At 72.5% G+C, this 9,252-nt stretch carries 10 protein-coding genes; 6 read left to right on the top strand and 4 right to left on the bottom strand.

Annotated elements, in window-relative coordinates:
- On the bottom strand, positions 1-1,134 hold a 1,134-nt coding region (locus VIB11_RS16330; RefSeq protein ID WP_332032640.1), incomplete at its 3' end, for an acyl-CoA dehydrogenase family protein.
- A gap of 255 nt (positions 1,135-1,389) precedes the next feature.
- Here VIB11_RS16330 and VIB11_RS16335 point away from each other — a divergent pair.
- Both VIB11_RS16335 and VIB11_RS16340 read left to right on the top strand, forming a co-directional pair.
- Positions 1,390-2,229 carry a serine protein kinase RIO gene (locus tag VIB11_RS16335; RefSeq protein ID WP_332032642.1) on the top strand — a complete coding sequence of 280 codons (840 nt, stop codon included), beginning with the start codon at positions 1,390-1,392 and terminating at the stop codon, positions 2,227-2,229.
- Between the two features lie 65 nt (positions 2,230-2,294).
- Complete coding sequence (locus VIB11_RS16340) at positions 2,295-3,110, top strand: alpha/beta hydrolase (protein WP_332032644.1); 816 nt, start codon at positions 2,295-2,297, stop codon at positions 3,108-3,110.
- Here VIB11_RS16340 and VIB11_RS16345 read toward each other — a convergent pair.
- The 3 genes from VIB11_RS16345 to VIB11_RS16355 form a co-directional block, all read right to left on the bottom strand.
- Positions 3,097-4,047 (bottom strand): L,D-transpeptidase family protein, encoded by a 951-nt coding sequence (locus tag VIB11_RS16345; RefSeq protein ID WP_332032646.1) that lies wholly within the window; start codon positions 4,045-4,047, stop codon positions 3,097-3,099. The genes VIB11_RS16340 and VIB11_RS16345 overlap by 14 nt on opposite strands.
- A gap of 279 nt (positions 4,048-4,326) precedes the next feature.
- Positions 4,327-5,217, bottom strand: a complete 891-nt coding sequence (locus VIB11_RS16350) for a CoA ester lyase (protein ID WP_332032648.1) — start codon at positions 5,215-5,217, stop codon at positions 4,327-4,329.
- A complete protein-coding gene (locus VIB11_RS16355; RefSeq protein ID WP_332032650.1) occupies positions 5,214-6,329 on the bottom strand; it encodes a CoA ester lyase in 1,116 nt (371 codons plus the stop codon). Before VIB11_RS16355 ends, VIB11_RS16350 begins: the two co-directional genes overlap by 4 nt.
- A 53-nt stretch (positions 6,330-6,382) precedes the next feature.
- Here VIB11_RS16355 and VIB11_RS16360 point away from each other — a divergent pair, with 53 nt between their 5' ends.
- From VIB11_RS16360 to VIB11_RS16375, 4 genes are all read left to right on the top strand, one after another.
- Complete coding sequence (locus VIB11_RS16360; RefSeq protein WP_332032652.1) at positions 6,383-6,973, top strand: hypothetical protein; 591 nt, start codon at positions 6,383-6,385, stop codon at positions 6,971-6,973.
- Between the two features lie 10 nt (positions 6,974-6,983).
- Positions 6,984-8,258, top strand: a complete 1,275-nt coding sequence (locus tag VIB11_RS16365) for a magnesium transporter MgtE N-terminal domain-containing protein (RefSeq protein ID WP_332032654.1) — start codon at positions 6,984-6,986, stop codon at positions 8,256-8,258.
- Complete coding sequence (locus tag VIB11_RS16370) at positions 8,251-8,817, top strand: DUF1003 domain-containing protein (protein ID WP_332032656.1); 567 nt, start codon at positions 8,251-8,253, stop codon at positions 8,815-8,817. The genes VIB11_RS16365 and VIB11_RS16370 overlap by 8 nt, the downstream gene beginning before the upstream one ends.
- 9 nt (positions 8,818-8,826) lie before the next feature.
- On the top strand, positions 8,827-9,252 hold a 426-nt coding region (locus tag VIB11_RS16375), incomplete at its 3' end, for a metal-sulfur cluster assembly factor (protein WP_332032658.1).

Consider the following 9,252-nt stretch of genomic DNA (forward strand, 5'->3'; position numbering starts at 1 on the left):
CTCACCGATCAGCAGCATCGGCGCCTCCCGGTAGAGCCGCTCGATCTCGTACTCCTTGGAGTAGCCGTAGCCGCCGTGGATGCGGAACGAGTCCTCGACGACCTGCGAGCAGTACTCGGACGCAAGGTACTTCGCCATGCCAGCCTCGAGGTCGTTGCGCTCCCCCGAGTCCTTCTTGCGGGCCGCCTTGACCATCATCTCGTGGGCCGCCTCGACCTTGACCGCCATGTCAGCGAGGCGGAACAGCACCGCCTGGTGGTCGGCGATCTTCTTGCCGAACGTCTCGCGCTGCTGGCTGTAGGCGATGCCCAGCTCGAACGCGCGCCGGGCGACGCCGCAGCCGCGGGCGGCCACGTTGACGCGGCCCACCTCGACGCCGTCCATCATCTGGTAGAAGCCGCGACCCGGTTCCCCACCGAGGATCTGCGCCGACGTCGTCCGGTGCCCCTCGAAGACGAGCTCGGTGGTGTCGACGCCCTTGTAACCCATCTTGTCGATCTTGCCGGGCACCGTGACGCCCTGGGCCGTCTCGCCGAAGCCCTCCGTCTTGTCGATGAGGAAGGTCGTCATGTTCTTGTAGACCGAGTCGGCGCCGGTGTCGGTCTTCACCAGTACCGCGACGAGGTTCGCCGAGCCGCCGTTGGTCAGCCACATCTTCTGGCCGTTGATGGTCCAGTCGTCGGAGTCGCCGTCGCGCACGGCCCTGGTCTTGATCGCCGAGACGTCGGAACCGCAGCCCGGCTCGGACATCGAGAAGGCGCCGCGGACCTCGCCGGTCGCCATCCTCGGCAGGTAGCGCTGCTTCTGCTCCTCCGTGCCGTGCTGCAGGATCATGTAGGCGACGATGAAGTGGGTGTTGATGATGCCGCTGACCGACATCCAGCCGCGGGCGATCTCCTCGACGCACAGCGCGTAGGTCAGCAGCGACTCCCCCAGGCCGCCGTACTCCTCGGGGATCATCAGCCCGAAGATCCCCATCTCCTTCATGCCCTCGACGATCTGCGTCGGGTACTCGTCCCTGTGCTCGAGCTCGGTGGCGACCGGGAGGATCTGCTCCTCGACGAACTCCCGCACGAGCTTGACCAGCTCGGTCTGCTCCTCGGTCAGGCCGTCGGTCTGCTGCAGTCGGGACATGCGCGTTCGCCACCTTGCGTCGCGGGATAAGGGACCTGCCGCGAGTATGCCGAGCGCCCACCGCCGCGGACACCCGAACGGCATGTGAGTCCCACCACCCGAAAAAACCGGTGGCGGCGGCCGGAACGCGGCTGGCACGCTGGGAGCCAGCCGCACGGCATACCGCCGTTGCCACGACTCCGAGGAGGCGCGAGATGTCCACGACTGTCCTGGGCCGCGTCCGCGCCCACATCACTCTCACCTTGGAGTCCTGTCTTGCACGCATTCCAGGAGAACCCACAGTTCTCGTTTGACAGCCGCCCCGACGACCCGCCCGAGGGCGAGCGATGGTCGACCTGGGACGGCGCCACCCACGGACCGAAGCCTCGGCCCGACTGGGTCATCACCGCTCTCGGGGCCGTCGAGTCCGACCTCGGCATCCTCAAGACCGGCAAGGAGGCCGACGTCCACGTCGTCCGCCGCTGGGTCCCCGACGGCGCCGGCAGCCCGCGGCTCGACACGCTGCTCGCGGCGAAGCGGTACCGCACCAGCGAGCACCGCATGTTCCACCGCGACGCCGGCTACCAGGAGGGCCGCCGGGTCCGCCGCAGCCGGGAGATGCGGGCCATGGCCCGGCGTACCGAGTTCGGCCGTGAGCTGCTCTCGGGGCAGTGGGCGGCAGCGGAGTTCGAGGCGCTCGGCGCGCTCTGGGAGCTGGGGCTGCCCGTCCCCTACCCCGTCCAGCTGAGCGACCGCGAGATGCTCATGGAGTTCATCGGCGAGGACGGCCAGGCGGCACCACGGCTGGCGCAGACCCGGCCCGCGCCGGACCTCCTCGCCGAGCTCTTCGAGCAGCTCCGCGAGGCGCTGACCGTCCTGGCGCAGCGCGGTTGGGCGCACGGCGACCTCTCGCCGTACAACGTCCTGCTGGACGGTGAGCAGCTGGTCCTCATCGACTGGCCGCAGATCGTCGACATCATCGGCAACCCGCGCGGTTTCGAGTTCCTCGAGCGCGACACCGCGAACATGTGCCGCTGGTTCCGCAGCCGCGGGCTCGACGTCGACGAGGGCGAGGTGCTCGGCGACCTCGTCGCAGCAGCGACCTCCCGCTGGTAGCCGTCCGCCGGCCGGCGGCGGTGTCCCGTTCCCTCCAGCAGACGGGGACGGGATACCGTCGCGGCATGGGGGCCGTCACCCGCCGCGCGGTGCTCTCGGGGCTGGCCGCGAGCGCAGCCCTGGTCGCTGCCTGCGGCCCGGGCGCGCCGCAGGGCGTCGCGATGCGCGACGGCTCGCTCCGCAGCAGCCACTGGCCCGGGCGGGAGGTCCGCTGGCGCCTCGCGGTGCCCGACCGTGCCGGGGCGCCGCCGCCGACCGTCGTGGTGCTGCACGGCCGGGGTGGGAACGCCGACAACGCGTTCGACGACCAGCGCGTGCAGGACCACGTCGCCCGCACCGGGCTCGCCGTGGCCTCGGTGGACGGCGGCAACCACTGGTGGCACCCCCGCCGCAGCGGGATCGACACCGCGGCCATGGTCCGCGAGGACTTCCTGCCGCTGCTGTCGGAGCAGACGGGGTATGCCGGTCCGCTCGCCCTGCTGGGGTGGTCCATGGGCGGCTACGGCGCGCTGCTGCTCGCCAGCGAGCTCGGGCCGGCACGGGTGGGCGCGGTCGTCGCGGCGAGCGCGGCTCTGTGGACCAGCCGGCCGGCCGAGCCGCCCGAGGCGTTCGACGACGACGCGGACTTCGCACGCCACGACGTCTTCCGGCGCACAGGCATCCTGGCCGCCATCCCCGTGCGCCTCGACTGCGGCGACCGGGACTCCTTCCTCGCCGCGAACCGCGCCTTCGCCCGCGCCCTGCCCACGGCCACCCTCACCGTCGACCGGGGCGACCACTCGTGGGACTACTGGCGCGGCCACGCCGGTGCGCAGCTGGACTGGGTCGCGGCCCGCCTCGGTGAGCGCCGGGCGACCCTGCCGAGCGTCAGTAGACGGTGACCAGCCCGCCGATCGGCATGTGGTTCTGGGCCCAGATCATGTCCATCGCGGCGTTGCTCACCCGGGCGCAGCCGTGGGAGGCCGGGTAGGCCGGGACCGACGCGGCGCCGTGCACGGCGATGCCCCCGTTGAAGTAGCGGGGTCGCCACAGGTCACCGAGCGGCCCCTCGTCGTTGCCGTTGACGCTGCGGAACACCCGGTACGACCCCGCCGGTGTGACCGCCCGGCGCTGCTGGCCGTAGGACTCGAACAGCTCGCCGTTGCCCGTGCTCGTGTTGAGGATCGTGACCACGCGTCCCCCGCGGACGACGAGCAGGATCTGGCGCGCCTTGTCGATCTCGATGCCCGTGCCCCCGACCCGGGCCTGCGGACGGACCCCGGACTGCAGGGCCTGCCGCGTCGCCGGGCCGAACACGCCGTCCCGCCCGAGACCGGCGGCCTTCTGCAGCGCCATGACGGCCTGGGTGGTGAGGTAGCCGTAGCTGCCGTCGGGCGTGCCCAGCCAGTAACCGAGGTCGCTGAGCCGCTGCTGGACGCTGCGCACGTAGGCGCCCGAGTCACCGGAGTGGAGCGTGTCACCCTCGGTGGGAGTGGGCTCCACCGTCGGGGTCGGCGTGGTCGGCGTGGTCCTTGGCTTCGTCGGCGTGGTCGTCGGCTTCGTCGTCGGCCCGAGCGTCGTCGGGGCCGCGGTGGTCGTGGGCGCCGGCGCGGTCGTGGACGTCGCGGCGGGCGGGGTGGTCGGGGCGTCGCTGGGCGTCGGGCCCGGCACGGCCGGCGTGGTGGCCTGCGAGGACGACGGCTCCGAGGTGGCCGCCGCGTCGTCGCTGGCCACCTCCACGAGCCCGCAGCCAGCGGTGGCCAGAACGGTCGCCAGGGCAGCCGCCGTCAGCGCCGTCGCCAGCGGCCTCCTCAGCAGGCGCGCGCGAGTCGCTGGCATCCCCTGTTCCCCTTCCGGTGCGGGCAGGACCTGTGCTCCCTGCACGTCTGCCCATGCTGACGCACGACGACCGCTTCCGGTTGCGTGCAACGCGTCCTGATGGTTGAGGTTTGGTCAAGAATCACCCCGACCGTGGCGCGACCGTCCCCCCCGGGGACGGCCGCACCTGAGAAGACGCACACCACGGTCGAATGGTTGCCTCCTGCGGGGGACTACTTCGTCGCGGGGCCCGAGACCCACCCAATGCCCCGGGCGTCGGGCCCCGGACGCGTCCCGGGGTCAGCCCTGCGACTCGACCTGCAGCGAGCGGATCGCGGCGGCCGTGTCCAGGACCCTGCGGGCGGTCTCCACGTGCAGGTTCTCGACCATCCGTCCCTGGTAGGTGACCACGCCGGACCCGGCGCCCGCCTCCCACGCAGCCAGGATCCCCTCGGCCTCCTCGACCTGGGCCTCGCTCGGCGCGAAGGCCGCATTGCACGCCTCGACCTGCCCGGGGTGGATGAGGGTCTTGCCGTCGAACCCCATCTGGCGGCCCTGGACGCACTCCGCCTCGAACCCCGCAGCGTCCTTCACGTTGTTGAAGACCCCGTCGAGGATCACCGTGCCGGTGGCCCGGGCCGCGAGCAGGCACAGCCCCAGACCGGGCAGCAGCGGCTGCCGGCCCGGCACGTGCTCCGCGTGCAGCTCCTTGGCGAGGTCGTTGGTGCCCATGACGAGCACGGCGAGGCGGTCCGACGCGGCCGCGATCTCCTCGCAGTGCAGCATGGCCCGCGGCGTCTCGACCATCGCCCACAGGGCGGTGTGCTCGGGCGCCCCAGCGGCCTCCATCGCCGCGACGAGCGCGAGGACCTCCTGCGCCGACCCGACCTTCGGCACGACGATCCCGTCGGGCCCGGCCTGCGCGGCCGCGGCGAGGTCGGCCTCGTGCCACCGGGTACCGGTGCCGTTGACCCGGATCGTCACCTCACGGCGGCCGTACGTGCCGGATCGGGCTGCGGCACAGGCGTTCTCGCGCGCCTGGTCCTTGGCGTCGGGGGCGACGGCGTCCTCGAGGTCGAGGATCAGCGCGTCGACGGGCAAGGTCTTGGCCTTCTCCAGGGCCCGCTCGTTGGAGGCGGGCATGTAGAGGACCGAGCGGCGAGGGCGGTGGGCCACCTGCCCGCCGCTCACCTCGCTCCCTCCTCGGCGCCGGCCGGGCCCTCGCCCGGCACGGCGGCATACAGCTCGGCGAGCTCCGGGTCGGTGCGCGCCAGGCGCTCGGCGAGCTCCACGATGACCAGGCACTGTTTGAGGCTCGCGTCGTCCTCCATCTTGCCGTCGAGCATCACGGCGCCGGTGCCGTCGCCCATCGCGGCGACGACACGGCGCGCGTGGGCGACGTCCTCCGGGGAGGGGCTGAACACGCGCTTGGCGATGGCGACCTGGGCGGGGTGCAGCGACCACGTGCCGACGCAGCCGAGGAGGAACGCGTTGCGGAACTGGTCCTCGCAGGCGACGACGTCGGCGATGTCCCCGAACGGCCCGTAGTAGGGGAAGATCCCGTGCATCGCGCAGGCGTCGACCATGCGGGCGATGGTGTAGTGCCACAGGTCCTGCTGGTAGGTCGCACGCGGGGAGCTCTCGCCGTGGATGTCGGGGGCACCGTCGACCACCGCCGGGTCCTGGCGCACGAGGTAGCCGGGGTGGCCGCCGCCGACCCGGGTCGTCTTCATCCGCCGGTCGGCGGCGAGGTCCGCGGGCCCCAGCGACATGCCCTGCATCCGCGGGCTCGCGCCGGCGATGGCCTCCACGTTGGCGACTCCGCGGGCGGTCTCGAGGATGGCGTGCACGAGGATCGGTCGCTGCAGGCCGGCCCGGGCCTCGAGCTGTGCGAGCAGCCGGTCGACGTAGTGGATGTCCTCCGGGCCCTGGACCTTCGGGACCATGACCACGTCGAGCCGGTCGCCGATCTCGGTGACGAGGGTGGTCAGGTCGTCCAGCACCCACGGGCTGTCGAGCGCGTTGACCCGGGCCCACAGCTGGGTGTTCTCGCCGAAGTCGGTGGCCTTCGCGATCGCGACGAGCCCCTCGCGCGCGGCGACCTTCCTGTCCGCCTTGACGGCGTCCTCGAGGTTGCCGAGCAGGACGTCCACCGTGCCGACCATGGCCGGGACCTTCGCCGCCATCTTCTCGTTGCTGGGATCGAAGAAGTGGATCACCCGCGACGGCCGGGCCGGGACCTCGGTGAGCGGCAGGGGGGCGCCCACGGCGAGCGGCCTGTAGAACTCCTTGGGGGTGCGCATGGCGCGGACGCTAGCGCAGACGTCGCAGCAGCGGTTATGACACAGTTCACGGTGTGACCGAGCGTGCCGAGGACCCCGCGGGCAGTGGTCCCGCCGCGCCCGTCCAAGGCCGTACCACGGTCAACGCCACCGCTCTCTTCGCGGAGGCGGCGGGCAAGTCGGGGCTGCTGTGGATCGACGTGCCCGGCGACCGCGCCTGGCCGGCGTGGCACGCCTGGGCCGAGGACACGGTGTTCATCGTGTCCGGGCCCGGCGAGCAGCAGCTCCCCTGGCTGCCCGACGAGGTGACGCTCATCCTGCGCAGCAAGGACACCGGCGGCCGGCTCGTCGCGGTGCGGGCGAGCGTGCGGACCGTGACCGTCGACGACCCGCTCTGGGAACCTGCGACGCAGGCCCTGAAGGCCGGCCGTCTCAACGCGGTCGACGACCAGGTCGAGCGGTGGGCACAGTCCTGCACCGTCCGCGCGCTGCGGCCCTTCGGCGCTCCCCTCCAGGCGCCGGGCAGCTATCCGGACACCTCGGGCGCCGCGCCGGTGCCACCCTCCCCGGCGACGACCACCGGGTGGCGGCCGTGGCACCTCGGGGGTCGCCCGCTGCGGCGCCGCGGCACACGCCTTCCGGACGACCACGGCGCCGGCGGATAGCCTTGCCGGTGTGAGCACCCCGTCGCGCGTCTTCGTCGGCCGCCTGACCAGCCTGAGCGTGTTCGACCCGCTCGGCGACCAGGTCGGCCGGGTGCGCGACGTCGTGGTGACCTTCGGGGCGTCGCGGCGCCGGCCCCGGGTCATCGGCCTCGTCGTGGAGGTCCCCGGCCGCCGCCGGGTGTTCCTCCCGATGACGAGGGTCACCTCCGTCGACGGCGGCCAGGTCATCACCACGGGGCTGGTCAACATGCGCCGCTTCGAGCAGCGCACGAACGAGGTCCTCGTCATGGCCGAGCTGCTCGACCGCCAGGTCACGGTTCGCGACCCCGAGGGCGACTACACGGCCACCGTGGAGGACATCGCCATCGAGCGCGAGCGGACCCGCGACTGGGGCATCTCCAAGGTCTTCGTGCGGCGGGGTGCGCCCCGCAGCTCCCTGGGCCCGTTCCGGCGACGGCGGGGCGCCACGGTGCTCGTCCCGATCGAGGACGTCATGGGCATCCACCGCTCCGGCAGTGCCCAGAGCGCAGCCAAGCTGCTCGAGACCTACGACGACCTCAAGCCGGCCGACCTCGCGGAGGTCATCCACGAGCTCACCCCCAAACGCCGGGCCGAGGTGGCCGCCGCGCTGGCCGACGAGAGGCTCGCCGACGTCCTCGAGGAGCTGCCCGAGGACGACCAGGTCGAGATCCTGGCGACCCTCGAGCGCGAGCGTGCCGCCGACGTGCTCGAGGCCATGGAGCCCGACGACGCCACCGACCTCCTCAAGGAGCTCACCCCGGAGCAGCGTGAGGAGCTGCTCGGCCACATGGAGCCCGACGAGGCAGCCCCGCTGCGGCGGCTGCTGACCTACGACGAGAACACCGCCGGCGGCCTCATGACGACCGAGCCGGTGATCCTCGCGCCCGACGCCACCATCGCCCACGCGCTGGCCGTGGTCCGCAAGGTCGAGCTCTCCCCGGCCCTCGCGTCCACCGTGTTCGTCTGCCGCCCGCCGCTCGAGGCGCCCACCGGCAAGTTCCTCGGCATCGTCCACATCCAGCGGCTGCTGCGCGAGCCCCCGCACGGCGCGATCGGCGGCATCCTCGACAAGGAGATCGAGCCGCTGCGGGTCGACTCCCCCCTCGGCCTGGTCACCCGCATGCTCGCGACCTACAACCTGGTCGGCCTCCCCGTCGTCGACGAGGACGGCCGCCTGCTCGGCGCGGTCACGGTCGACGACGTGCTCGACCACATCCTCCCCGACGACTGGCGCGAGGACCGCCACGAGGTGACGCATGGCTGAGCGCGCCCCCCGCGACACGGGACGGATCGACCAGCCGCGTGAGGTGCGCCGCGCGCTGCTGCCGCGGCCGACCGTCTCCCAGGAGACCTTCGGGGTCTGGAGCGAGCGCTTCGCGCGGTTCATGGGCACGCCGCGCTTCCTCATCTACATGACGGCGTTCGTCGCCGTCTGGATCACCTGGAACGCCGTCGGCCCGCCCGACCTGCGCTGGGACCCCTACGCCTTCATCTTCCTCACGCTCATGCTGAGCCTGCAGGCCTCGTACGCCGCACCCCTGATCCTGCTCGCGCAGAACCGCCAGGCCGACCGCGACCGGGTGGCCCTCGAGCAGGACCGCGCCCGCGACGAGCGCAACCTCGCCGACACCGAGTTCCTCACCCGCGAAGTGGCCGCGCTGCGGCTGGCGATGAGCGACACCGCAACCCGCGACTTCGTGCGGTCCGAGCTGCGCGGCCTGCTCGATGAGTTCGACGAGCGCGGCCTCGAGGTGCGCCGGCGTGACGAGGGCGACACCGCCGCGGACGCGGCCGGTTCCGCCCCCGAGCAGGCCGCGACCTAGCATGGGGGCATGTCCGCCCCCACTGCCCCTGTGACCGACGACGCCCTCTACGAGGCCCTGTCGACGGTCATCGACCCCGAGATCCGCAAGCCGGTCACCGAGCTCGGCATGGTCGAGAGCGTGTCGGTCGACGAGGCCGGGCACGTGGCGGTGACGATCCTGCTCACCGTGTCGGGATGCCCGATGAAGGACACCCTCACCAAGGACACGACCGTGGCACTGGCCAAGGTGCCGGGCGTCAACGGCGTCAAGGTCACCCTGGGCGTGATGAGCGACGACCAGCGCACCACCTTGCGCCAGCAGCTGCGCGGCGGCACCCCCGAGCGCGAGATCCCCTTCGCGCGGCCGGGCAGCCTCACCCGCGTGTATGCCGTGGCCTCCGGCAAGGGCGGCGTCGGCAAGTCCTCGGTCACGGTCAACCTCGCCGCCTCACTG

The organism is Pedococcus sp. (assembly GCF_036554925.1).
Taxonomy (GTDB): Bacteria; Actinomycetota; Actinomycetes; order Actinomycetales; family Dermatophilaceae; genus Pedococcus_A.